The sequence below is a fragment of the Bacillus sp. AR2-1 genome (assembly GCF_008368755.1).
In the GTDB taxonomy this organism is placed as follows: domain Bacteria; phylum Bacillota; class Bacilli; order Bacillales; family Bacillaceae_G; genus Bacillus_A; species Bacillus_A wiedmannii.
This window is the reverse complement of sequence record NZ_QORY01000001.1, coordinates 20,688-46,980: the sequence shown is the minus strand read 5'-3', so window position 1 is coordinate 46,980 and position 26,293 is coordinate 20,688. Positions and strand designations below refer to the sequence as shown.

The 26,293-nt window shown below is 36.8% G+C and carries 13 protein-coding genes, 5 pseudogenes and 1 riboswitch; of the genes and pseudogenes, 12 read left to right on the top strand and 6 right to left on the bottom strand.

Annotation, left to right across the window (positions count from 1 at the left end; translation table 11 throughout):
* Positions 1-176 precede the first annotated feature (176 nt).
* The 4 genes and pseudogenes from cypD to DT250_RS00205 all read left to right on the top strand — a co-directional run bounded on the left by cypD (position 177) and on the right by DT250_RS00205 (position 5,521).
* Positions 177-3,374 carry a bifunctional P-450/NADPH--P450 reductase gene (gene cypD, locus DT250_RS00225; RefSeq protein WP_149212274.1) on the top strand — a complete coding sequence of 1,066 codons (3,198 nt, stop codon included), beginning with the start codon at positions 177-179 and terminating at the stop codon, positions 3,372-3,374.
* Positions 3,375-4,180: 806 nt separating this feature from the next.
* A complete protein-coding gene (locus DT250_RS00215) occupies positions 4,181-4,687 on the top strand; it encodes a GNAT family N-acetyltransferase (protein ID WP_088063957.1) in 507 nt (168 codons plus the stop codon).
* A 48-nt stretch (positions 4,688-4,735) separates the two neighbouring features.
* Positions 4,736-5,062, top strand: a pseudogene (locus DT250_RS00210) (SAM-dependent methyltransferase); the annotation flags it as partial.
* Positions 5,063-5,215: 153 nt separating this feature from the next.
* Positions 5,216-5,521 carry a monooxygenase gene (locus DT250_RS00205; protein WP_097889862.1) on the top strand — a complete coding sequence of 102 codons (306 nt, stop codon included), beginning with the start codon at positions 5,216-5,218 and terminating at the stop codon, positions 5,519-5,521.
* A gap of 729 nt (positions 5,522-6,250) precedes the next feature.
* On the opposite strand, the pseudogene DT250_RS00195 reads toward DT250_RS00205, so the two are convergent.
* A pseudogene (locus DT250_RS00195) lies at positions 6,251-7,267 on the bottom strand (hypothetical protein).
* Positions 7,268-8,292: 1,025 nt separating this feature from the next.
* On the opposite strand from DT250_RS00195, the gene DT250_RS00190 reads away from it, so the two are divergent.
* Both DT250_RS00190 and DT250_RS00185 read left to right on the top strand, forming a co-directional pair.
* Positions 8,293-10,068 carry a M60 family metallopeptidase gene (locus DT250_RS00190; protein ID WP_149212272.1) on the top strand — a complete coding sequence of 592 codons (1,776 nt, stop codon included), beginning with the start codon at positions 8,293-8,295 and terminating at the stop codon, positions 10,066-10,068.
* 136 nt (positions 10,069-10,204) lie between these two features.
* Positions 10,205-11,635: pseudogene (locus DT250_RS00185) on the top strand (IS4 family transposase).
* A 156-nt stretch (positions 11,636-11,791) separates the two neighbouring features.
* Here DT250_RS00185 and DT250_RS00180 read toward each other — a convergent pair.
* Positions 11,792-12,115 (bottom strand): hypothetical protein, encoded by a 324-nt coding sequence (locus DT250_RS00180; protein ID WP_149212271.1) that lies wholly within the window; start codon positions 12,113-12,115, stop codon positions 11,792-11,794.
* A gap of 127 nt (positions 12,116-12,242) precedes the next feature.
* The gene (locus tag DT250_RS00175; RefSeq protein WP_149212270.1) at positions 12,243-12,635 is read right to left on the bottom strand and encodes a VOC family protein; all 393 of its coding nucleotides are present in this window, start codon (positions 12,633-12,635) and stop codon (positions 12,243-12,245) included.
* Positions 12,636-12,746: 111 nt separating this feature from the next.
* Here DT250_RS00175 and DT250_RS00170 point away from each other — a divergent pair, with 111 nt between their 5' ends.
* Entirely contained in the window at positions 12,747-15,056 is a 2,310-nt protein-coding gene (locus tag DT250_RS00170) for an AAA domain-containing protein (RefSeq protein ID WP_149212269.1), read from the top strand.
* A 75-nt stretch (positions 15,057-15,131) separates the two neighbouring features.
* Positions 15,132-15,234: riboswitch (SAM riboswitch) on the top strand.
* Positions 15,235-15,322: 88 nt separating this feature from the next.
* Positions 15,323-16,528, top strand: coding sequence for a M20 family metallopeptidase (locus DT250_RS00165; RefSeq protein ID WP_088063955.1), 1,206 nt, complete (start codon positions 15,323-15,325; stop codon positions 16,526-16,528).
* A gap of 135 nt (positions 16,529-16,663) precedes the next feature.
* Here DT250_RS00165 and DT250_RS00160 read toward each other — a convergent pair.
* Positions 16,664-17,056: pseudogene (locus DT250_RS00160) on the bottom strand (Lrp/AsnC family transcriptional regulator).
* Positions 17,057-17,147: 91 nt separating this feature from the next.
* Here DT250_RS00160 and DT250_RS32035 point away from each other — a divergent pair.
* Positions 17,148-17,285 (top strand): annotated as a pseudogene (locus DT250_RS32035) (IS6 family transposase); the annotation flags it as partial.
* Between the two features lie 325 nt (positions 17,286-17,610).
* Here DT250_RS32035 and DT250_RS00145 read toward each other — a convergent pair.
* Positions 17,611-19,437: an alpha/beta fold hydrolase gene (locus DT250_RS00145; protein WP_149212268.1), complete on the bottom strand. Its 1,827-nt coding sequence runs from the start codon at positions 19,435-19,437 to the stop codon at positions 17,611-17,613.
* 59 nt (positions 19,438-19,496) lie between these two features.
* Positions 19,497-20,081, bottom strand: coding sequence for a TetR/AcrR family transcriptional regulator (locus DT250_RS00140; RefSeq protein WP_060749950.1), 585 nt, complete (start codon positions 20,079-20,081; stop codon positions 19,497-19,499).
* A 672-nt stretch (positions 20,082-20,753) separates the two neighbouring features.
* Between DT250_RS00140 and DT250_RS00135 the strand changes: the two genes are divergently transcribed.
* From DT250_RS00135 to DT250_RS00120, 3 genes are all read left to right on the top strand, one after another.
* Complete coding sequence (locus DT250_RS00135) at positions 20,754-21,923, top strand: serine hydrolase domain-containing protein (RefSeq protein WP_149212267.1); 1,170 nt, start codon at positions 20,754-20,756, stop codon at positions 21,921-21,923.
* 908 nt (positions 21,924-22,831) lie between these two features.
* Positions 22,832-23,998 (top strand): serine hydrolase domain-containing protein, encoded by a 1,167-nt coding sequence (locus tag DT250_RS00125; RefSeq protein ID WP_149212266.1) that lies wholly within the window; start codon positions 22,832-22,834, stop codon positions 23,996-23,998.
* A gap of 93 nt (positions 23,999-24,091) precedes the next feature.
* Complete coding sequence (locus tag DT250_RS00120; protein WP_149212265.1) at positions 24,092-26,176, top strand: serine hydrolase domain-containing protein; 2,085 nt, start codon at positions 24,092-24,094, stop codon at positions 26,174-26,176.
* Positions 26,177-26,293 lie beyond the last annotated feature (117 nt).

Genomic DNA, 26,293 nt, shown 5'->3' with positions numbered 1-26,293 from the left:
ATAGCAACAAACAACTTAGATTAACAACCTTATAAGCAATATCATAATCGTGAATAGTTAGGGAAAAGATAAAATAAGGTAATCAATTACATATCTTTATCCCAGGCGATTCATTGCTATCTTCTTTTTATTGAATGGGATATTTTATTACATGTTTTTTTGAAAGGGTGTTTTTAATGGATAAAAAAGTATCTGCCATTCCTCAACCGAAAACATATGGATTGCTGGGGAATCTCCCATTAATCGATAAAGATAAACCGACCCTATCCTTTATCAAGATAGCGGAAGAGTATGGTCCCATTTTTCAAATTCAAACTTTAAGTGATACCATCATTGTCGTTTCTGGGCATGAACTGGTAGCAGAAGTCTGTGACGAAACAAGATTTGATAAAAGTATAGAGGGTGCTTTAGCGAAAGTTCGCGCCTTTGCTGGAGACGGATTATTTACAAGCGAGACTCATGAGCCTAACTGGAAAAAAGCTCATAATATTTTGATGCCTACATTCAGCCAACGAGCAATGAAAGATTATCATGCTATGATGGTCGATCTTGCCGTACAACTCGTTCAAAAATGGGCACGGCTTAATCCGAATGAAAGCGTAGATGTACCGGAGGATATGACTCGCCTTACATTGGATACAATTGGTCTATGTGGTTTTAATTATCGATTTAATAGCTTTTATCGTGAGACCCCTCATCCTTTTATTACTAGCATGAGCCGTGCTCTAGATGAGGCGATGCACCAATTACAGCGGCTGGATATAGAAGACAAACTCATGTGGAGAACGAAACGTCAATTTCAGCATGATATTCAATCTATGTTTTCTTTAGTGGATAATATTATTGCTGAACGTAAAAGTAGTGGAAATCAGGAAGAAAATGATTTACTTTCCCGTATGTTAAATGTGCAGGATCCGGAAACTGGTGAAAAATTAGATGATGAAAATATTCGTTTCCAAATTATCACTTTTTTAATAGCTGGGCATGAAACAACAAGTGGATTATTATCTTTTGCAATCTATTTTTTATTAAAGAATCCGGATAAATTGAAAAAAGCCTATGAAGAAGTAGATCGGGTTTTGACAGATCCTACTCCAACATACCAACAAGTTATGAAACTTAAGTATATACGGATGATTTTAAATGAATCGCTACGTCTATGGCCTACTGCTCCAGCATTCAGTCTCTATGCAAAAGAAGATACAGTGATTGGTGGGAAATATCCAATTAAGAAAGGAGAAGATCGTATTTCTGTTCTTATTCCACAGTTACATAGGGATAAAGACGCGTGGGGAGACAATGTGGAAGAATTCCAACCTGAACGATTTGAAGATCTGGATAAGGTTCCTCATCATGCTTATAAGCCATTTGGAAATGGTCAACGGGCATGTATCGGTATGCAGTTTGCACTTCATGAAGCTACACTTGTAATGGGAATGCTTCTTCAACATTTTGAATTCATTGATTATCAAGACTATCAGCTGGATGTAAAACAAACATTAACGTTAAAGCCTGGTGATTTTAAAATTAGGATTCTACCCCGAAATCAAACTATTAGCCATACTACTGTTCTTGCGCCTATAGAGGAGAAACTGAAAAACCATGAAACCAAGCGGCAAGTTCAGAAGACTCCTTCTATTATTGGGGCCGATAATCTTTCGCTTCTTGTTCTATATGGATCGGATACAGGGGTAGCAGTAGGTATTGCCAGAGAACTAGCAGATACAGCTAGTTTAGAAGGTGTTCAAACGGAAGTGGTAGCTCTTAACGATCGAATTGGAAGTCTGCCAAAAGAAGGGGCGGTTCTTATTGTAACTTCTTCTTATAATGGAAAACCACCAAGTAATGCAGGGCAGTTTGTGCAATGGTTGGAAGAATTAAAACCGGATGAGCTAAAAGGTGTTCAATACGCAGTTTTTGGTTGTGGAGATCATAATTGGGCTAGTACTTATCAGCGAATTCCAAGATACATTGATGAGCAAATGGCTCAAAAAGGAGCAACAAGATTTTCTACACGTGGAGAAGCGGATGCAAGTGGTGATTTCGAGGAACAGCTCGAGCAATGGAAACAAAGTATGTGGTCTGATGCGATGAAGGCATTTGGATTGGAACTTAACAAAAACATTGAGAGAGAACGCAGTACATTAAGTTTACAATTTGTTAGTCGTCTTGGAGGATCTCCTCTGGCGCGAACATATGAAGCAGTTTATGCGTCTATACTAGAAAATCGTGAACTTCAATCATCTAGCAGTGAAAGAAGCACGCGACATATTGAGATATCCTTGCCAGAAGGCGCTACGTATCAAGAAGGTGACCACCTTGGGGTACTGCCAATTAATAGTGAGAAAAATGTCAACCGAATTTTAAAACGCTTTGGATTAAACGGGAAGGATCAAGTCATATTGAGCGCAAGTGGGCGTAGTGTAAATCACATACCTTTAGACAGTCCTGTTAGTTTATTTGACCTTCTTAGTTATAGTGTAGAAGTGCAAGAAGCAGCTACTCGAGCACAAATACGAGAAATGGTGACATTCACAGCATGCCCTCCTCATAAAAAGGAATTGGAATCGCTATTGGAAGAGGGAGTTTATCATGAACAAATATTAAAGAAACGTATGTCAATGTTGGATCTTCTTGAAAAGTATGAGGCTTGTGAAATCCGATTTGAACGCTTTTTAGAACTTCTTCCTGCGCTCAAACCGCGTTACTATTCTATTTCAAGCTCTCCACTCGTTGCACAGGATCGTCTGAGCATTACGGTTGGGGTTGTTAATGCACCTGCATGGAGTGGGGTAGGGACATATGAAGGAGTCGCTTCTAATTATTTAGCTCAGCGTCATAATAAAGATGAGATTATCTGTTTCATTCGAACGCCACAATCGAACTTTCAATTACCTGAAAATCCAGAAACACCAATTATCATGGTTGGACCAGGTACTGGAATTGCACCATTCCGTGGATTCTTGCAAGCGCGTCGTGTTCAAAAGCAAAAAGGTATTAACTTAGGACAAGCACATCTATATTTTGGTTGTCGTCATCCTGAAAAGGATTATCTCTATCGTACAGAACTAGAAAATGATGAAAGAGATGGATTAATCTCGTTACACACAGCTTTTTCTCGCTTAGAAGGACATCCTAAAACATATGTACAGCATTTAATAAAACAAGATAGAAGCAATTTAATTTCGTTATTAGATAATGGGGCGCATCTTTATATATGTGGTGATGGAAGTAAAATGGCTCCTGACGTAGAAGACACCCTTTGTCAAGCATATCAAGAAATTCATGAAGTCAGTGAACAAGAAGCAAGGAATTGGCTGGATCGTGTGCAAGATGAAGGGCGATATGGAAAAGATGTTTGGGCTGGAATCTAAATTCTTCTTAATTAGATAAGTACTATTTCATTCACGAACTTCTTTCGACTAAGTATAATTTTAAACAAAATAAACTGATTTATAAAAACCCTGTATTTTTTATTGAATATGGGGTTTTCTTATTTTTAAATAAAAGGGATGTATATGTTGATTCAAAATCCAATAATCTTTATGCTTTATATACACAACATGGTAGATTTGACTTAATAAAAAGGGGAAACATCAGGGAGAAGTAGACTTTAATTTAAACTCAACAAAATCTTCACACAAATCTGGGGGATATGATTTGAAAATGGGTTAAGAAAGGATTCATTTATGAATGAGTAAGTAAGAAAAGCAATCCAACATTTTTATGTAAATGGAGCTGTAAATGAATATTTACTTAGGTGTGAAAATGAAATTGAATTACCTAAAGAATTAACTGTATTTATTCATAATGCAGACATTCAAACAATGCCTGTCAACATTGATGATATTTGGCCAGCAGAAAAATATGTATTCGATTTTAAACCATATAAGAATGAAGTTAATAGTAAACGAAATTAAGAATAGTTAAGAAAAAGCTATTTCCGCTCTTAATTGACACAATTTTCGAAAATATACAAATGTTAATATTTGTTATATGATATATTTGTCAAAGTACTGTTCCTGTAGTTTCTATAATGAATCTGTAAGATAGTTTGTTTGTCTCATATATTCACCTTAAACTAAAAAGAACTTGCAGAGATTCTTACAAGTTCTTTTTAGTTTAAGGGTTGAATGTGGATTTGAAATAAAGAAACGATTTTTTGAGAGGAGAAAAGTAAATGTTTATAAGAGCAGAAAGATTATTAATACGAAATTTTGAGTTCAAAGATTGGCAAGCTGTCCATGAGTATACATCAGATAGCAATGTTATGAAATACATACCCGAAGGAGTTTTTACTGAAGAAGATACAAGAAACTTTGTAAATAGAAATATGGGTGAAAATGCAGAGAACTTTCCTGTGATACTGGTAGATGAAAATATTCTGATTGGTCATATTGTTTTTCATAAATATTTTGGTGAGCATACTTATGAGATTGGGTGGGTATTCAATCCTAAATATTTCAATAAAGGATATGCTTCTGAAGCAGCACAAGCTACATTAAAATATGGGTTTAAGGAAATGAAATTACATAGAATTATAGCTACATGTCAGCCACAAAATACCCCGTCATATCGAGTGATGGAGAAAATTGGAATGAGAAGAGAAGGATATTTCAGGAAGTGTATACCCCATGGAAATGAATGGTGGGATGAATATTATTACGCTATTTTAGAAGAAGAGTAGTGTCTCAGAACGCATTGTTCAAATCAAAATCATAATTAAAATTGTGCTATCTTTTCAACCGAACATCCAATAGCAACAGCTCGCAAAGGAAGCAACCATTGGATAAAAACTGAGGATGGTAATAAATCACACTGGGCATTAGATAATTATCAAGAAGAAGGAATCAGAGTACACAACTGGTTTGTTGACGATAGTGTGGTTATTTATCATAGAACTGTTGCCACATTAATAAATACTTTAATTGAACACGGGCTTTCTCTGGATAAAATAATCGAACCACAAGCAACTTTGGCAGGGATAGAGAAAATGCCAGATTTAATAAACGAATCGCGAAGTTCATCTTTTATTATAATCAAGTCAAAAAAAACAAAATAATATTTAAAAATATATACCGCAATCTGGGAGCTTTTAATGAATTACGAAAACAGCCGTTTCACTAAGGAATGGCTGTTTTTTTTAAAACATAACCTAAGGCCGTTAAACTGTATGCATTCGAATTGAAAATATTGAACATAGGAGTGAGTGAAAATGGCATATTTATTGCAAGTTGATTTTCCGTTTGAAGGTCCTTTTGGTGAAGAAATGGAAAAAGCATTTTTGGATTTAGCAAAAAGTATTAATGAAGAAGAAGGATTCCATTGGAAAATATGGACGGAGAATCAAGAAACGAAAGGAGCAGGAGGCATCTATGTATTTGAAGAAAAACAAGATGCTGAAAAATACGCCGAAATGCACAAGAATAGACTTCAAGCATCTGGTATTAAAGATATTAGAGTAAGAATTTTTCACATTAATGAAAAGTTAACGAAACTGAATCATGGTTATAGTAAATAATAAGGGACACGTAATTCAAAAAAGAAGGGGGAATCTCCTTCTTTTTTTGAATTCTTCCTTTATAAAAAATCCCTATATAAATAGGGATTCGTGTATCGGCATATAGTTCCTTGGAAAAGGTTGTACCAAGTCGAACATATGAGAATTCTTATATTTGTGAAATAGACGTGAAAGTACTGTGGAAAAGTTGTATTGAAATAATTATTTATAAAAGGGTACGCCCCTTACTGGGAGGTAAGGGGCACAGGAAATGCAAATTTATTTGTAATTTGCTAAGTTGATTGTAACATATATACCCGTCTATACATGTTACAAAATTATGAACAAAACTATTATTTAGTAACTAGGAATAACGAAGGTTGTATGACTTAAGTTGTTTTTAAAGGAGTATAGCAGAGAAAATGCAAGAAAAGACCTGATAAAAGGACTGTTTTTGTTATTGTTTTTCAGATTTCCTTTGTTCTAGGCTGCATATCCCTATCTAACTGTGTGATCTACATAAAGCATCATTATCAGTAGTCAATGATGCATAAAGTTTTCGTTCTGGGGGAATTAAAAATCATAGCTTGAGGGCGCTACCCCATCACCATCAAGCTATGAAAAGTAAATACTTCAAAATGAAAATATAAGCGGTTTTCTTTCAAAAATACATGGGATTTTTAGCCTGGGTTGAGACTTCGAAATATTGTGCATTCGCATCAAATAACAAACATGAAAAGGACTTTAAATTTAATTCGCAAGATCTCTTTCTTTTACAAGATCTTCGATGTTATTTGCTTCTTTGATTTCTTTTGACGATAACCAATTTTTATTTATTGTTCCTGTCTTATTGGTTAAATAGATGTTAAAGTTTTTATTATATAGTTCTTCTTTAAGGATTGTAGTTACTTTGATTAAATCCTCAATTAAAAGGGGAGTGTTTTCAAATATATTATTGGTGGTATTTATAACTAAAGTCACTAAATATTTTCGACTATCCTCATCATCTGAACTTGAATAAGTAATACTTTGAAATGCAAATCGATCGTTTTGCATTTCATGTAATCTTTCTTCTACTTTGGTGTGCGTTCTAATCCGATTTTCCTAATATTTGTTTATGGCATCTGACGTCTTAGATTTCATTGTTTGTAACAGTTCTTCTTTTGTTATTATTTTTTGTACATTTTTAAAAGGTCCGCCTAAAGATTCACCATTTTGATCCTTAATCTCTAGTTCTGTTATCTTTTTATTATTCTTCTGAATGAGTTGAAATAGAGCATATAAACGATCTAATTCTACTGAATCCAATTGGCTAAAGTCAATCTCGTTACTCATTTGCAAAGTTAATAATAATTCATTAGTTGGTTTTCCTTCATCTGGATCTTTACTATCTAAAATATATTGAAGAGCATTTTTCGTTTCAGATTCCACGTAGCCTAATTTTTTCATTTCTTCTAGTGTTGGTTTGAATTTCTTATATTCCTCATATGTTTTTTTTCCATATTGGTATTCATCACCTACTGGATATGAATAGAGGAGACCTTGTACCTTTACTCGGAATTTTAGATATTTGTTATTTTTTTCTTGCACAGTATGGTATGTATTACCACCATTATTTTCATTTATCGGGCTCCAATCTGTTACAACAACATCAATACCGTGTTTTTTTTTAATATATTCTTTTACCTCAGCTCCATTTTCTTGATTACAACCACTTAGACATAAGAAGCATAATACTAGCAATATTACATGTTTCAATCTTTTCATATAAGCACTCCCTACGTAAGAATTAATTCTTGAATGTGCAGTACACTACAAAACCTTCTTTTCCTTAGTCATATACTTTATCTTTTATATAGTTTGAATCTTAAATCATTTAAGTTCCTGACGTTTCCAACTATACAGCTTGAAGTATTACTGTCTTAACATATGTAACTTAGTTGTTTTAAGCTCTTTCTCAATTCTATAAGCATATGGTTCATTGGGCTCATATGTAAAACGTACATTCATACCATGGTATCTATTTTACTATAAAATCTAGTTCTATTATTAAAATGTTCCTTTTTTGTTTTTTGTTTCCTAGTATAGATGTTCCTTCTACTTCAATGAGGGAGGATTTATGGAAGGACATTATACAATTTTAAGTTATGCACCATATATAAGAAGAAAAAACATAGCTACAAACTTAATGTAACAAAATTTGTATATATGAATAATTGTATCTAAAATCACTAATGATAATGTTATACTACTATCAACCAAGAAGAATCCAACAAACTATGATTAATCACTACATCTTCTTTTATAGCATGTCAACGTAAAAAAGACACTTTCCATTGTGTCTTTTTTTTACGCTTTAAGATGAATACATTGACTCAATACTTATATTTGGGGTAGCACCACATGCCCATCAAGTTAATATTTTGCAGTACCCCCAGAATGAAATTTTTATCTATTGATAGTTATTTATGTAAGTTCGGCTCGTTTTGAAACAACTGATATCTCAATTTGATGATTATGTGACGGTACCCCATATCTATCACCTAAGAATACTAACTCCCTCTAAGAGTAAAAATCATTATTACTTTTAAACAAACTAGATTATTAAAATAGAAAACGTTTTTTCTTTACAGTTCATAGTCAAAATTAAATTATCTATATATTAAAAAGTCCTTAAAATATTTTTCTCAATATCTATTTTTTTCTAAAAAATGTATATTTTATACAGGTGATATCTTAATTCATCTAAAATATTTATTAAAAAAAACGGGAATGAGAAAGGATTGATTTATATGAATAGAAAAAAGAACGGCAGGTTACAAAAGCCAATAAAAGTGCTTGCGACATCCGTTATTTTAGCAACCACGTTATTTGCACCTATTATGTCAAACAATTTAGATGTACATGCTGAAACTGCACAAACTGCAACTCAATTTGAACAAAGAGAGTTTGACCTTCCTGGTACAGGAAGTTTTTGGGATGAAGCAAAAAGAGAAAAAAGAGGTGAGCAAAAAAATTATATGCCAACAGGCATATATGTGAAACCTAATGAACAGGTTACAATTACAGTATCAGGAACGCAAAAGATTAGAGCCATTATTGGGACACATCAATATGATAAAGAATGGGGAAAAGAAATTGATCTTTCACCTGGCTCTAATACTATCTCTTCACCAAACGGCGGCGTATTGGGGTTAGATAATTTTCAAAGCACAGGAACAGTTAAGGTGCAAGTAACGCAAGGCGGTAGTCCGATTCCTTTCTTTGTATTAGGGAAACACACAAAAGCAGACTGGATTGCCATGATGAACAACTATCCAAATGCACATGCGGTACAATTAAAATCAGAACGAGCAGTACTAACTGTAACTCGTGATAGTGCCAATAAATATATAGTAAATCAAGATCCTGTGCCACTATTAAATAAGTATGATGAAATGATTCGAGCGCAAGATAGGATATCGGGGCTATCTGAAACAGAGCCTAATCCTTTACATCGCTCAACTCGTCGCATTTGGGCCTTTGTAGAAAACCCTAACGCACAAAGTTGGGGGATGTATGCAAGTTGGGATGGAGCTGTCTTTACGACTGCTGGTGAAGCAATCAAAAGTACGTTAAATGTAAATGAGTTTGGATGGGGACAAATGCATGAAGCGGGACATGCACGACAACAACATCCATGGACTTGGAATGATTTAAGAGGTATGGGTGAAGTCACTGTTAATCTATATTCTTTAGCTGCATTCAAGAAAATATACCCAAATCAACCAACACGTTTAGATACAGAGGGAGATTATAATAGAGCTTTTGCTTACTTAAAACAAACGAATAAAGAATATAAAAACATTGACGACCTGTTTGTAAAACTTGTTATGCTTTGGCAGCTTCATTTAGCATATGGTGATGATTTTTATCCAAATCTCCACAAACTATATCGAGAGTTACCAGAGGATCAACTTCCAAAAACGGACGAAGATAAAATACAAGCATTTATTTACAATACTTCAAAGGTAGCAAAACAAAATTTACTTCCTTTCTTTGATCAATGGGGGCTGAAAGCATCAACAGAAACACGACAAAAAATCGAAGCTTTGAATCATCCAACATTAATTGCCCCTATCTGGGAAGCGACGGATGCTAAACCTGTTAAACCACTTGCTGTATTGTCTAAAAAAATAATGAAAGCAAGTGCAAATAGTGAGGAATCAACGGGTTCAGCTAGTAAGGCGATAGATGGAAAGACAGATACATTTTGGCATAGTAGTTGGACACCAAATCAATATCCTTACAATTTGACACTAGAACTTGGTGATACACGTACCATTTCACAATTGGCATATCTTCCAAGGCAAGATGGGTCAGAAAATGGCCGTATTTTAACTTACAATATTTATACGAGTGTAGATGGCGTTAAGTATGACAAAATATCATCAGGAACATGGGAAAATAATAGTAATAAGAAAAATGTAACATTTAATCCTGTTACTGCAAAATATGTTAAAGTAGAAGTAACAAATGGACAGAATGGATTTGCTTCAGCAGCTGAAGTAGATATTTTGGGATATTAATTATTTAAACAAACGGCTGAGGTTCTTCAATTGATTGAGAGACATAAAACATCGGTATCAAGCTAAAAAAGTGTATCCGTAAAGAAAAAAACGCTATTCTTTTTGTAGAAATACAGAGAAAGGATGGCGTTCTTTTATGACTCTATCAATTCAGGATGAATTTCAGTTGTTCGCTAAAGAAATACAGCGATATCTATCTCCACATATTCTTCAACAACTTGCACAAGAGACAGGTTTTGTAAAACGTAAAAGTAAGTATGGCGCGCTTGATTTGGCTGCTTTATGTATCTGGATTAGTCAACATGTAGCAAGTGATTCTCTCACTCAATTATGTAGTCAGCTTTATGCAAATACAGCTACACTCATAAGTCCAGAAGGACTGAATCAACTCTTTAATCCAGCAGCTGTCGCATTTCTTCGAGAAGTTTTTACTTCTCTTCTCACACAAAAACTCTGTTCAAATCACTCACTTTCTGCACATATAATCTCTACTTTCAATCGTATCCGTATTCTAGATGCAACAGTGTTTCAACTGCCCGATCAATTCGCCACTAACTATCAAGGTTCAGGTGGGAGTAGTAATAAGGCAGGCGTGAAAATCCAATTGGAATATGATGTACTTAATGGTCAATTCCTTAACGTGCAGCTTGGACCAGGAAAAAATAATGATAAAACATATGGTACCATCTGTCTTAAAACCGTAGAAGCAGGCGATTTGTGTTTACGTGATCTTGGTTACTTCGATTTAGGAGACTTACAAGCCATTCATGATAAAGAGGCTTACTATATCTCGCGGTTGAAGTTGAATACACGCATTTATATCAAGAACCCTGAACCAGAATACTTCAATAATGGTACGTTAAAAAAGCAAACAGAATACATTCAGCTTGATATGACACAAATGTTGTCTGGTCTAATCCCTGGTGAAACGATGGAAATCCCTGAGGCATACATTGGCCAAAATCAGAAACTTCCAGCACGTGTCATTATCCATCGTTTAACCGATGATTAAACACAAATACGTCTGAAAAACCAAGCGATACGTGAAAAGAAGAAAGGCATTGTCATGAAGGATAAAAGTAAACGTTTAATAGGCATGAATGTATATATCACGAATACGTCGCTAGAAGAAGTACCGACGAACTACGTGCATTCATTATATTCACTTCGTTGGCAGATTGAAATTTTGTTTAAAACGTGGGAGTCATTCTTTGAAATTAATGAATGCCAAAATATAAAAAGAGAACGCCTAGAGTGCCATTTATATGGACAACTAATTAGCATTCTCCTCTGTTCCTCCACGATGTTTCAAATGCGACAGTTTCTGCTTGAAAAAACAAAGCAAGAGCTGAGTGAATATAAAGCGATTTATATGATTAAAGGTTACTTTCCGTTACTGTTTCAAGCGATAGCTATTGGCACAGAAGAGCTTTTAAAAATTTTGCATCGTCTTTATCTATTGCTCAAAAAGAACGGTCGTAAATGTCATCGGTATAAGAAAATGATCGTCTTTGATATTCTAGGGATTGTGTATAAAATGACGGTGAAGGATAGACAAGCTGCCTAGCGAAAAAATCACATTTTAATAGGCTTCTTTAGTATGCCTATTTTTCTATCAATTGTTGGTTTTGAACCAAGGATTGTTTCATATTTAGTAAGTTACTTGGTTAGCTTGATGGGCATGGGGTAGCATCACATTAAGAAAAGAAATAGGAAAAACACCCTATTTCTTTTTATTAATATAATAAAATGTAATGACTAGATCCAAAATAATGATAATAATGAGAAGTAACAAGTGTATAAATGCATCAGTTTTACTGTGTAATAAAGACTTTATAAAGAAATCCCATTCTGTTTCATAGGGGGACTCTATCCAATTCCGTTGCAGACCTAACACCATTCCATTTATGAAATAGACAATACTTAATAGAATTCTTCCAACAAATACGGCAACTACTTTTAAATTCCAATGCTTTATCTTGATTACATAAAGGATTGGAAAGAGTATAAGGATCCAAAAAATAATAATATAGATTGTATTAATCATTCTCTGCTCCTAACAAAATGATTGTTTTTTAATATAGGTGAGTTTTCGGATTGAAGATATGTTTCCTTGTTACTATTTAAAAACAAGGGCCGGAATTCCGGCTCTTTTTCTATCCTAAAGTCCCACTTTATCTCTCCGTTTCAAAAAACTCAATCCATTCTCCATCAGGACCAGCGAAGAATATGTAACGTGTTCCATCTGGTAATGTTTCAATTTCTTCTCCTAGTAAAAAGGTTACTTTGTGTTTCTTTAGTCTTTCGATTTCATCTTCTAATGAATCCACTTTAAAGCAAATGTGATGTACTTTTCCTTCTGCCGGAAGAGAAGAGTTGTAGCCTTCAATTAATTCAAGTATCGTTTCCTTCGATTCTTCCACACCTAAAAAAGCGAGTTTTAAGTCGGGATTCGGGTGACCTATACGTTTAATGAGCTGTAAGCCAACTACTTCTTCATAAAATGAAATAGATGCTTCTAAGTTTGCGACCATAAGACCGACGTGTTCAATTCTTCTAACTGGCATGTAGATCCCTTCTTTCTGAAAAATATATACAATATGTTATTGAAAATTAAGAAAATAAGCAAGATAAAAACCTTACAAATTTTAGCTTGTTATATGGTATAGTGAGAAAGTATGTTTGGGGAGAAGGAAGGAGATTATACGATGAATACACCTACTCAAACTCCTTCATTATCGGCAACGATGAAAGAGTGGCATTATGCATTAGCGTATGAAATTAAACATTGGAAAACGATAGGTGGTAGTAAAATTTCTATCATGAACGGTCGTTTTTTATATACAGATTATGAAAGTACAGTATACGTATTTCAGCTCATATCGGAAGTAAGCTTACCGGAAGGTTCACCAATTCGAATTGAGTTTGATGGTGAGGAAGCGACAGGAGAAGTATTATCTGTACATGGATTAGAAATAGAACTGAAATTAAATGATTATATACAAGGTGAAATACGAGAAGCTGTTTTATACAGTGAACCGTGGCAATTGTTAGAGCAACTACAAGAGCGATTGAAAGAGGCACATAAAGATAAGCTAAAACGTAATCGTATAAAGCGTCTTGTTGATGGGACGAGCAGTCCGAAACATATTGAGAAGATGAAAAATCCGAAAAATGAATTGGCATATCGTTCATTTTACAATCCGACAACGTACGTGTGGGGACCCCCTGGAACAGGGAAGTCTTACAATTTATCACGTATTATTTCGGCGCATTATCAAAAAGGAAAATCGGTACTTGTATTAGCTCATAGTAATGCGGCAGTAGACGTATTAATGAGTGAAGTAACGAAGCAAATTGAGAAGAAAAAGAAATGGACACCTGGTGAAATTGTTCGTTACGGTTATAGTCAACATGAACATATAAGAAATCATGAAACATTACTTACGTCGAAGTTAGTTGAAACGACGAACGGATCATGGGGAGAGGAAAGACTCTATTTAGAGGAAACACGACAAGATCTTCGTGAAAAGATTTTATCATATAAAGCGACTTCTGCTGATAAGAAGCGTATACAAGAGATTGAAAGTGATCTTCGAAAGCAAAAAGCGAAAATTAAAGAAGTAGAAAAAGAATATATTGAAAATGCAAAAGTAATCGGCGCAACTTTATCGAAATGTGCCATTGATTCACTTATTTATGAGCGTACATTTGATTTAGTTGTCGTAGATGAAGTGAGTATGGCATATGTTCCGCAAATTGCATTAGCAGCTTCACTTGGAAAACGTATCGTCGTTTGTGGGGACTTTTTACAGTTACCTCCAATTGCGATGGCGAACCATGAACTCGTTCGAAAATGGCTTGGAGAAGATATGTTTTACCATGCTGGGATTGTTGATTCTGTCAATAAATCAGAAGCACATCCGAACCTATTTATGTTGCAGGAACAAAGGCGTATGCATGCGGATATATCGAAGTTTACAAACTCATTTATTTATAAAAATAGAGTATACGACCATCCGTCTGTTTCAGAGCGTAAAGAACTTGCGCGATTGCAACCGTTCGCAAATGAGGCAAGTGTTTTATTTGATACGAGCTTAATGGGAGCCTTTTCGTTAAAGGACGCTGCTTCTGGTTCTCGATTTAACATTATGTCTGGTTTAGTAGCGATGCAAATGATGTTAATCGGACTGTTAGATGGTGTTCAATCGATCGGTGTTGTTACACCTTACAGGGCACAATCCCGCTTTTTATCAACGTGTATTAGAGAAATGTTGCAGAGAACGAAATATCAAAACATACCAGTTTTAGCGGCGACGGTTCATAAGTTTCAAGGTTCTGAAAGAGATATGATGATATTTGATACGGTTGATAGTTATCCGCAAGAACGACCTGGCGTGTTATTCTTTGACCATAAAAATCATCGCCTCGTCAACGTTGCAGTGACAAGGGCAAGAGGGAAGTTCATTCAATTATCAGATTGTCATTATATGCGTAAAAACCTTTCGAGAAAACAAGCGTTATCACAATTAACAGCTCATATAGAACGTCACGGAGATGTGTATGATCGTACGACATCAAGACAATTGTGGGAGCGGAAAATTTCGAAACGTTTACGCTGGTTTATGGAAATGAATCTTGAAGAGCCGAAAGGGTTATTGAAAGATATTTTAGCCGCAAAACGAAAAATTATTATTTCACTTCCAAGTACAAAGCAAGTGGATAAGCGAGTCTGGCAAGCGTTAATGCGTACAAATGCGCAAATAACAGTGTATAGTGATGGACCAGTTCCGTTAAAAAATGTAAAGTTACAAAGACAAAATATAGCATTCCCGTTTATCGTAATCGATGATGAAATCTTTTGGGCAGGAGCACCGCTCACATCTCAAATGATGTTTGAAGGTAGTATGGAATTTCCGTACGTATGTGCAAGATTACAAGCACCGGAAACAATTGGTGTGTTAAAAGGATTTTTAGATATTCGGTAAATTCGGATAGGAATTCCTTGACTTTTAATTGGAATGAACATAGAATGAATATAATTTAATATAATCTTATGAAAATTCTTATCACGAGAGGTTGAGGGACTGGCCCTATGACACCTCGGCAGCGGATTCTTTTATGAATACTGTGCCAATTCCAGCAAGGTAACTTGAAAGATAAGAAAGAAGCTCATTTTGACTGTAAATGCAGAAGCCTCTTTCTATCTTTTAGAAAGAGGCTTTTTTATGTGAAAATATAAGGGGGAAGAGAAATGGGAGCGACTGGAGTAACGTCACAAAGAAAAACAATTGAAGAGAGTATAGAAAGAAATAAGGAAAAGTACATAGAAACAAGTCACGATATTCATGCGAATCCGGAGATTGGTAACCAAGAGTTTTACGCATCAAGAACGTTAAGTTTATTACTAGGTAGTGCAGGGTTTCAGCTGCAGCACAATATAGCTGGACATGAAACAGGATTTATCGCGCGAAAAAGTTCAGGAAAACAAGGGCCAGTTATCGCATTTTTAGCTGAGTATGACGCTTTACCAGGACTTGGTCATGCGTGTGGTCACAATTTAATTGGCACAATTAGCGTTGCGGCCGCGATCGCATTATCAGAAACGCTTGAAGAAATTGGCGGAGAAGTTGTCGTGTTTGGTACTCCAGCTGAAGAAGGAGGACCAAATGGTAGTGCGAAAGCGAGTTATGTAAAAGCGGGGTTATTTAAAGATATTGATGCGGCACTTATGATTCATCCAAGCGGAAAAACAGCGCCAACGAGCCCTTCACTAGCAGTCGATCCACTTGATTTTCATTTTTACGGAAAAACAGCTCACGCCGCAGCTTCACCTGAAGAAGGGATTAACGCATTAGATGCGATAATTCAACTTTATAACGGTATTAACGCACTTCGCCAACAACTCCCGTCAGACGTGAAAATTCATGGCGTTATTACTGAGGGCGGAAAAGCACCTAACATTATTCCTGACTACGCATCAGCAAGGTTCTTCATCCGTGCAGCAACGCGAAAAAGATGTGCAGAAGTAACAGAAAAAGTAAAAAATATCGCACAAGGAGCAGCGTTAGCAACAGGCGCAAAAGTGAAAATCCATCAATTCCAAAACGAAATCGATGAACTACTCGTAACAAAAACATATAATGACGTCGTAGCCGAAGAACTAGAATTACAAGGTGAAGACGTAAATCGGAAAGAAAGATTTGGCATCGGCTCAACAGACGCAGGAAACGTAAGTCAAGTCGTACCAACAATTCATCCGTACATTAAAATCGGTCCAGATGACTTAATTGCGCATACGAATGAATTTAGAGAAGCAGCACGTTCAGAACTTGGAGATAAAGCGTTAATTACATCCGCAAAAGCACTAGCAAATACAGCGTATCGATTAATTACGGAAGAAGGGCTGTTAGAGAAGGTGAAGGAGGAGTTTAGAGAGGCGCAGAGAAATCAGGGGTAGGTGAGAAGGAGACGTATCTCTGGATTTTCTAGTAGGAAATTGAATGAAAAAAGAACCAGCCTATGGCTGGTTCTTTTTATATTATATAAGAATTTTCCCACATACACTCGGTATCTTTATCTTAGTACCCTCTTATCAGAACGACAATTTCTCCTCAAACTCACTCTTTAAAACAATTAAAGGAGACGATAATCCAAATTGCATTAAGGAGTCTAAAAATGTAGCGAGAGAATCCATCGAATCGCTCATGACCTTCATCATATAATTAAACTCCCCGCTAATTTGATATAAATCAGTTACTTCGGGAGCGGCATTACAAAATTGGATGAAATCAGAGTATTGACTCGTTTTAAACATGATGAATGCTTGAATGTTTTTATTAATTTTAGAAGGCTCAAATTTTGTTCGGCAAGCCGCTATAACTCCTTGATCTTCAAGTTTATTAATACGCTCTTTTACAGCAGGTTGCGTCATGGATATGATCCGTCCTATTTATGAAACGGAAATTCTCGCATTTTCATATAACAAGTTTTTCTACATGAAGCTACACTCTAGAAAACAGGATTTAGGGGAATCGGACATGAGATATTTTAAAGGAAAACAATTCAAGTAAGATGTTATTTTAGTAGTTGTCGGCTACTACTGCCGTTTTTCTTTCGGTTATCGTGATGTATCTGAAATCCTGAAAGAACGTGGTATTTCAGTGAAAACAACAACCATCATGCGATGGAGTCATAAATATGGCAATCCCATCTATTGAATTTGGAAAGTAAAAAGTAAATCTGCACGCTTATGAAACCTTTCATACCCTATATAAACAAAGGCGAAGTCTTCAAAGAGACTCCGCCTTTTCAACGTACAATGAACTTCAACAATTACTAGCTACTTCCTAAACATTGTTCTGCATTTACCAACCTGTTTATGCTTTTTTCAAACTTTGCAACAGAACCAGTTTAACCATCATCATGCACATGGAACTTTAGGTTATTTAAGTTCAGTTGAGTTCAGAAAACGAGCCCTTAAAAAAGCAGTCTGAATTTGTGTTGACAATCACACCTCCATCAATACTATCAAAAGAACCTTTATACTGTTACAGCTTGAGAAATCCATTGAGCAGTTAGTTCAGGAGATTCAACAGGAAACTGATGACCGTACTGAATACGTGTAATATCCAAGTGTTCAAACTGCTTTGGGACATGATGATCCTTGTCCAAAGCTCCCCATAGTATCTTAATTTTCCTCTTATCCCATGTCTCGGGATTTAACTGGATGGATTTTGATATAGTTAAGCAAGACATGACCGTAGCGTTAGTTTTGCGTATACGGGGGGATTTTAAATCACGGACCACAGAATGAGCGTAATTACTCAATAATTGACTCGATGTTCTGAAGCTATTGGTTTGAATTAGCTCTTTTTCCAAACGGGCGGGCTCCATATATTTTAGAACGAAACTTGTAATACGTCGAAATCTATATTTAGGTTGGATAGGATGCAGTACTGGCTGCAATAAAATGAGTTGTTTGATCAGTGAGGGCAGCCGTTCCATCACTTGAGCCGCAATCAATCCGCCAAATGAATGCCCCACTAATATAACGGGTCTGTTCAACTCAGTGATCATAGTGGAAATGCTCTCTACATAGCCTTCTATCACAGAAGGATTATGGTGATAAGGGGTACGCCCAAATCCAGGTAAATCTACGAACCAAGTATTTAAACCGCTTAAAAATTGTGAGAGGGGCAAAAGGGCATCGGCATTGCTGAACGTCCCATGAAGAAAAATAATAGGTGTTTCATTCCTATCTTTCTCTAGCGAAACTAAGTTAGCCCTTCTTCGTTGACTAAAATCTTTCTGCTCATTTTGATTCAGGCCTAAATGATTTAACCGATAATCCAAATCACTAATGATAAAAGGGAGCGTGGACGGAACTACGAATGAATTTCTGCCGTTCCTTTGTTCTATTTTTAATTTACTGTAAACAGGGAATTCCGACTTAACAAGAAAACTCATGGATTCTTTAGGAATACCAAGCATCTTATCAGCACCCATTCTAAGCACAGTTTTCAATAACGGAAGCGGTATAGTTCCTAACGGCTTTGTTGTCTGTAATTCGTGTGCCATGAGTTTGATGAAAGTTCGGATCGACGGACTTTCTTGCTTAGAATCTAAAAGATAGTAGGTATTGCTTGATAACCCTTCTGTGTTAACAAGTTTTGAAATAAACGAAGCCACATGGTCAATATGAACCATTGGTAACCAATAATCGTCGCCGCCTGGAACAAGCGGCATAAGATTTCGCCTTACGGCATCGACTAAGATACTAAGGCCTCCAATCTGTTCTGTTTTCCCTGAGAAGGAGTCTCCGACGATTACACTAGGATTAACAGTAGATAAGGGAATGCTCATGTTATGAAGAGATTTTCGTATATAAGAGTCGGCTAAAAACTTCATTTTTTCATAAGGCGGTTGATTGTCCAGCAAATGATCTAGATCCAACAATGCATTTTGTTCATGATAGGGACTCATAAAGCCTGCGACATGGATAAAATGCTTTAATTCTTTTTCAGCGTGGATATCCTGTGCTAGCCGAACAAGGGATTTTGCAGGGGTGAGGAAAGACTGTTCAGCTTCAATGAGGTTCAACTCAATATTCATTGGACCTCCTGCGTGAATAATTAGATCAGTTGCAAGTAATTGTTTGTAGCTGTCATCACTTAAACCTAATCGAGGCTGCGTTAGATCACCGATAACAGGAACAATGTTGTTCTGTTGATCGGGTGCCAGTTGATTGATGATGGTAAGAAGACGATTTTTTTGACGTACAAGTACATAAATCTGATGCTGAGAAGCTAACTCAGCGATTAAATGACGTCCAATATAACCAGTTCCGCCAGTCATGAAGATATTCATAATAAAAACACTCCTTTATTATTTTATAGTACTAACTAGTACTAATGTATCTAAAAATATTACTTTAGCATGGAAGCTAAAGTAGGAAATAAATTTTTGATCATATCTTGGTTGTTAGAAGCTTGAGCCAAGAAGAGAGCACCCTCAATAGAGGAGACAATCAACATAGCTGTTTGTTTAACGGGCAGCTCTTTCTTTAGTTCTTGTCGTGCAATCCCTTGGGCTAAAATCAATTCAACACCATGCAGCTGTTTTTCAAAAAAACTCTTGATTCTATCTCTAATTTCAACCGCGTCAATAGGCGTCTGTGTATACAGAGTCAGGAAAGGACAACCGCCAAGGTAGTTATTTTGTTCAATAGTATCGCTTAAAATGTGGAGTACCGCTTCTAATTTCTCTTGAACGGTGAGCTCAGTTTGAGACACAATATAATTAATTCGCTGTTCGTAATGTGCTATCAACTGATTAACAATAGCGAGCAGCAGCTCCTCCTTGCTCTTAAAATAATAATAAATGTTCGTTTTTGAAACTTTGCTATGTGCGACTATGTCGTCCATGCTTGTTGCTAGAAAACCTTTAGTAAGAAACAATGTAAAAGCGGATTGCAGAGCAATATCTTTATTAGTAAGTGTATTTTTTTTCATATTAGTACTATACAGTACTATAAATGGAGAGTCAAGGGAATGATTGATGAAATGCATAGGGGTTCGACCGCACATCCATCAACTTAAGAAAAGTAAACATCCCAAAAACAAAAAAATGAGCTACCTTCTCAAAGTAACTACCTGTAGAGAAAGAAAAAGTTCATTTAGTGGGTACTTCAAAACCTTAGCTTGATTGCGATGGGGTCACCATATCAAAAAAAAGAAAATTGTGCGTTTAGACATATTTTTCAACCGCTTCCTGTACGTTAAGGGACTCGTTATTTTTTTTACAGTTTTTTATTATGAAATTCTAAATAACTAATTATAATAGGTGAAAAAAACGATTAATAGTTGGGGGACGGAAAGGATTCGAATTTACATTCTTTCTCAATACATATTATGGATAAATAAAGTAAAATATGGGTTGGGGTTATGTCTCATGTTGTGTTAATCCTAACAATAACTAAGGGTACATAATATGCTTTCATACCTTTGAATGATTTTGTTATAGGAGGGATGGAGATTTAAATGGCTCAAATTGTTGGTATTGATAGATACCTTTGTACTGGGGCTTTAATCTATATGCGTGAGGGCCTTTCCCTAAGTCTTGTCAGGAAGTAAGGAACAGTAAGCAAACACTGATATAATATGAATAGAGAAGAGGAATGCCTTATGAAAATACGTAGTCAAATTACATGTGCAAGTCTGGCCCTTTTAATAGCTGGAAGTTCCCTGTTATATACAACACCAACCTCAATTGTAAAAGCAGAGCCCACTCAAAATGTATCTAGTTCGTTACAAACAAATACGCAACGAGATCGTACTTCCGTCAAGCAAGCAATGCGGGATACATTGCAACTTGGATACCCGGGGATACTTGCTAAAACTTCTGAGGGTGGAAAAACGTGGGGGTATGCCGCTGGGATAGCGGATCTGAGAACCAAGAAACCAATGAAAACAGATTTTCGCTTTCGCATTGGGAGTGTGACGAAGACGTTCACCGCAACAGTTGTACTTCAATTAGCTGGAGAGAATCGCCTGAATCTAGACGACTACATCGAAGACTGGTTGCCTGGTGTCATTCAAGGAAATGGATATGATGGTAACAAGATTACTATCCGGCATATATTGAACCATACAAGTGGTATCGCTGAATACTCAAGGTCAAAAGACGCTGATTTTACGGATACAAAAAAATCGTATACGGCAGAAGAGTTAGTGAAGATGGGGGTTTCTTTGCCCCCAGACTTTGACCCAGGAGAGGGCTGGTCTTATTCAAACACAGGATACGTATTACTGGGCATTCTTATTGAAAAAGTAACCAGAAACAGCTATGCGGAAGAGATTGAAAATCGGATTATTGAACCACTTGAATTGTCGAATACATTCCTACCAGGCAATTCAAGCGTTATTCCAGGCACTAACCATGCCCGTGGATATGACCAACCAGACGGAGCAAGTGAGCTAAAAGACGTTACTTATTATAACCCAAGTGCAGGTAGCTCGGCTGGAGATATGATTTCTACTGCTGACGACTTAAACAAATTCTTCTCTTACTTGCTCGGTGGCAAATTACTGAAAGAACAACAACTAAAACAAATGCTTACTACAGTTCCTACAGGAAGAGAAGGAATCGATGGATATGGTCTTGGAATCTATGAAACTAAGCTTCCAAGCGGTGTCTCGATATGGGGACACACAGGTGGCATTCTAGGGTTTACTACTCTTGTTGGAGGTACACTTGGAGGTAAGCATACGTTGGTTGTCAATTGGAATAGTTTGGGTAGAACTGACAGTCCTAATCCTTTTAAAAATATTTTACTTGCTGAATTTAGCAAGTAGAGAAAAAAGGAAAAATTTACCGTAGTTTTCATAGTTAAAAATATACTTTTCTGGTTCAAAAGCCCCACCTTATTTTCGAGAAAAATTTGGGGCTTTTTTTGTTTTGGTGGCGTTTATTCTCCTTAAGTTGATGGATGTGGGGTAGCCCCACATTACTATCAAGCTAAGGTTTTAATATATCTCCTAAATGAACATTTTCTTTTTCTACAGGTAGTTACTTTGAGAAGGTAGCTTATTTTTTCGTTTTGAGGGCGTTTATTTTTCTTAAGCTGATGGATATGGAGTATCCGCCCTAAGTTAAATAAATTTTGACTTAAAAACAAGTGATTTTAACAACGTTAGGAGTGTTTCATGCAGCACAATGTCATTTGTGTTGTATTGCAAGAAAAAAATTACATTAGAAAAGAGCCAGAATTCATCCTGTTAAGGGTAAATCGACTCTTAATATTTAAAAGGATGGTAAAAAGAAACACAGAAGTAAAAAAACTGTGTTTCTTTTTGATTAATATATTTACTGAACTTTACGGCACAGATGCTCCTTCTATCCTATTATAAAAGCGATTTTGAAAGTAAGTAATTTGTAAGAAATGGGTAAGAAAAAAGAAATTTTCATTGTGTATGATAAAAATATAAAGAAGCGTGAAAGGCGGAACAGATATGATTTATATATGAAAAACAGACCAGTAACAAGACTGTTTCAAGGAAAAGAAGTAATTTATGTGGTTAACATATACGTGGAAAAAGAGGGATTTACCCAGGACAGAATGGCGTTTGTAAAAATAATAAATATGAAGATGATTACGAATTCAATGTTGACCTTTTTTCATTGGTGGAGATGGTAGCTGTGTGGTTAATACGAAATAGCAAGAAACCACCTATACAATATGAATAGAGGAGAGGGATGCCCTATGAAAACATGTAGTCAAATTACATGTGCAAGTCTGGCCCTTTTAATAGCTGGAAGTTCTCTGTTATACACAACGCCAACCTTAATTGTAAAAGCAGAACCTACTCAAAGTGTATCTAGTTCGGTACAAACAAGTACTCAACGAGATCGTAATTCTGTCAAGCAAGCAGTGCGGGATACATTGCAACTTGGATTCCCGGGGATACTTGCTAAAACTTCTGAGGGTGGAAAAACATGGAGTTATGCCGCTGGGGTAGCGAATCTGAGCAGCAAGAAACCAATGAAAACAGATTTTCGCTTTCGCATTGGTAGCGTGACGAAGACGTTCACGGCAACAGTTGTACTTCAATTAGCCGAAGAGAACCGCTTGAATCTAGACGACTCTATTGAAAAATGGTTGCCTGGTGTCATTCAAGGAAACGGATATGATGATAAACAGATTACTATCCGGCAAGTATTGAACCACACAAGTGGTATCGCTGAATACACAAGGTCAAAAAGTTTTAATCTTATGGATACAAAAAAATCGTATAGGGCTGAAGAATTAGTAAAGATGGGGATTTCGATGCCCCCAGATTTTGCTTCAGGAAAGAGCTGGTCTTATTCAAATACAGGATACGTATTACTAGGGATCCTTATTGAAACAGTAACCGGGAACAGCTATGCGGAAGAGATTGAAAATCGGATAATTGAACCGCTTGAATTATCGAATACATTTTTACCTGGCAATTCAAGCGTGATTCCAGGAACCAAGCATGCCCGTGGATATATCCAACTAGACGGAGCAAGTGAGCCAAAAGATGTTACGTATTATAATCCAAGTATGGGGAGCTCGGCTGGAGATATGATTTCTACTGCTGATGATTTAAACAAATTCTTCTCTTACTTACTTGGAGGTAAATTAATAAAAGAACAGCAACTAAAACAAATGCTTACTACAGTTCCAACAGGAGAAGCTGCACTTGGCAGATATGGTCTTGGAATCTATGAAACTAAGCTTCCAAACGGTGTCTCAATATGGGGACACGGAGGTAGCATTCCAGGGTTTGTTACTTTTGCTGGAGGTACACTTGGAGGCAAGCATACATTAGCTGTCAATTTGAACAGCCTTAATGCTGATAGTCCTGATCCTTTTAAAAATATTTTACTTGCTGAATTTAGCAAGTAGGCCAAAAGGAAGAACGGATAAATTTTATCATATTTTCATAGTTAAACAAACAAATGATGAAATTGATCACTTATCTAAGGAGGCAATTCCCTCATGAAAAATAAACTAACTGGTGTATTAGCCGCTACATTAGCGCTAACTATGATTCTACCAACAGGGGCGAAAGCATTTTCTGATAGTAAGACTACAGTTGTATCTAACGTAGAAGTAGCTAGCCAAGAGCTGAAGAAGATTGCAGCAGAGAAGGCTGCGCTACTCACGAAGTCCCATGGGACGACTAGCGTGCAGTATGCGCTAATTGATAATGGCAAGCTTACTTTGTCGGGGCAGGCTGGAAAGAACGATATGGAAGGGGAACAGCCACTAACCAAAGATACTCTATACGGGATTGGTTCAGTCAGTAAAATGTATGCAACAGCGGCTGTAATGAAATTGGTCGACGAAGGAAAAGTCGATTTGGATGCTCCTGTGGTTAACTATGTTCCTGATTTTAAGATGAAAGATGGGCGGTACAAACGCATTACCCCGCGTATGTTGTTGAATCACTCCTCCGGCTTGCAAGGTTCCACGTTAAGTAATGCATTTTTATTTAACGATAATGATACCTATTCCCATGATTTCTTGTTGCAGCAATTGTCCAACCAGAGCCTGAAAGCAGACCCTGGCGCGTTCTCGGTATACTGCAACGATGGTTTTACGCTGGCCGAAATTTTGGTGGAAAGAGTCAGCGGTATGAGCTTTACCGAATTTCTACATCAACGGTTTACAGAACCCTTAAAGATGAATCATACAAAAACGCCGCAGGACAAATGGAGAGACGAAAAGCGGGCTGGACTTTATTTTCCGACGTACCAAGGGCAGCTTCCAATTGAATCGGTGAATGTGATTGGTACGGGAGGGGTCTCTTCCACGGCAGAAGATATGGTACGATTCTCACAATTATTTATGGGACAGGGAAAAGGGATCCTCTCTGATAAGGTAGTTAAGGCGATGGAGCAAGAGGAATATAAAAAAGGAATGTGGCCGGGGGATGGAGATAATATTTTTAACTATGGTCTTGGCTGGGATAGTGTGAAACTATACCCATTCAGTGAATATGGGATAAAAGGCTTGGCTAAGGGCGGCGACACGGCACTGCAACATGCTATACTGGTCGTGCTTCCGGAACAGAAAATGGCAGCGGCTGTGTTGTCATCCGGTGGACGAAGCTCTACAAATCAACTGCTGGCAACTGAATTGCTGCTCGCCGTGCTTAAAGAGAAGGGGACAATTAAGAACATCAAGCCGAACAAATCTTTTGGCAAGCCGGTCAAGGTCAAGATGCCTCAAGACGTGGCAAAGAAAGCAGGCTTTTATGGCAATAGCGAAACTCATTTCAAAATTGAAATTACGAAGAATGGAGAACTGTTCTTACCATCTAATCGAGAAGAAAAATATGTATATACTGTGGATGGAAGCTTTATTAATGAGAAGGGTACTTCTAAGCTCAACTTTGTCACCGAGAAGAATGGAAGAACTTATTTGAGGGAGAGCACATATAAATCGACACCAGACTTAGGGCAAGGTGCGATGAATCACTATTTAGCCGAGAAACTAGAAGACAATGTGCTATCGAAGAAAACCGCTGCCGCATGGGCGAAGCGGGAAGGTGTCAAGTTCTATCTCGTGAATGAGAAATTTAGTTCTATTGAATATCTCGTACAACCGAAATTTATTACCACACAAATTATTCGTAAGGAAGGCCTGGCGGGCTATTGGGAGGGCAGAAAAATTACAGGTCCGAACACCGCGGCGCATCAGCTCCAGATCCCCGTGATGAATGGCCGTGATACGACGGAAACGCATTTCTATACAGAAGGCGGCAATGAATATATGGAAATGGCCGGGTTGTTATACGTAAGTGGAAACAACGTAAAACCACTTGATGCTGGCCAATCATCCAAAGTTACTCTGCAAGCAAATGGGCATGCTAAATGGTTTACGATCCCGCAAGCGGCAGCAGGAAAAAGGATGACCGTGACATTGCCATCGAAGGGTGCGTTCGCGGTGTATGATGAGAATGGAGTATGTGTCAACTTTACCATCGTGAGCGGCAATAACAAAGTAAAACTGCCGAAGAATGGAACGGTTGTAATTGCTGGGGCACCGAACTCAGAATTTGCAATTACGTTGAACTAGCTACAATTCAAAATGGACTTCAACAAAACCAGTACGACATAGGAACGTTGTTTTGCTGGTTTTGTTTGTATTTACGTATTATCTTTAAGAAGAGAATTTCAAAGAATAATATCACGC

What these genes read in the sequence shown, in the direction of transcription:
- cypD (WP_149212274.1), top strand. Translation starts at nt 177, where the DNA reads ATGGATAAAAAAGTATCTGCCATTCCTCAACCGAAAACATATGGATTG.
- DT250_RS00215 (WP_088063957.1), top strand. Translation starts at nt 4,181, where the DNA reads ATGTTTATAAGAGCAGAAAGATTATTAATACGAAATTTTGAGTTCAAA.
- DT250_RS00205 (WP_097889862.1), top strand. Translation starts at nt 5,216, where the DNA reads ATGGCATATTTATTGCAAGTTGATTTTCCGTTTGAAGGTCCTTTTGGT.
- DT250_RS00190 (WP_149212272.1), top strand. Translation starts at nt 8,293, where the DNA reads ATGAATAGAAAAAAGAACGGCAGGTTACAAAAGCCAATAAAAGTGCTT.
- DT250_RS00180 (WP_149212271.1), bottom strand. Translation starts at nt 12,115, where the DNA reads ATGATTAATACAATCTATATTATTATTTTTTGGATCCTTATACTCTTT.
- DT250_RS00175 (WP_149212270.1), bottom strand. Translation starts at nt 12,635, where the DNA reads ATGCCAGTTAGAAGAATTGAACACGTCGGTCTTATGGTCGCAAACTTA.
- DT250_RS00170 (WP_149212269.1), top strand. Translation starts at nt 12,747, where the DNA reads ATGTTTGGGGAGAAGGAAGGAGATTATACGATGAATACACCTACTCAA.
- DT250_RS00165 (WP_088063955.1), top strand. Translation starts at nt 15,323, where the DNA reads ATGGGAGCGACTGGAGTAACGTCACAAAGAAAAACAATTGAAGAGAGT.
- DT250_RS00145 (WP_149212268.1), bottom strand. Translation starts at nt 19,437, where the DNA reads ATGAATATCTTCATGACTGGCGGAACTGGTTATATTGGACGTCATTTA.
- DT250_RS00140 (WP_060749950.1), bottom strand. Translation starts at nt 20,081, where the DNA reads ATGAAAAAAAATACACTTACTAATAAAGATATTGCTCTGCAATCCGCT.
- DT250_RS00135 (WP_149212267.1), top strand. Translation starts at nt 20,754, where the DNA reads ATGAAAATACGTAGTCAAATTACATGTGCAAGTCTGGCCCTTTTAATA.
- DT250_RS00125 (WP_149212266.1), top strand. Translation starts at nt 22,832, where the DNA reads ATGAAAACATGTAGTCAAATTACATGTGCAAGTCTGGCCCTTTTAATA.
- DT250_RS00120 (WP_149212265.1), top strand. Translation starts at nt 24,092, where the DNA reads ATGAAAAATAAACTAACTGGTGTATTAGCCGCTACATTAGCGCTAACT.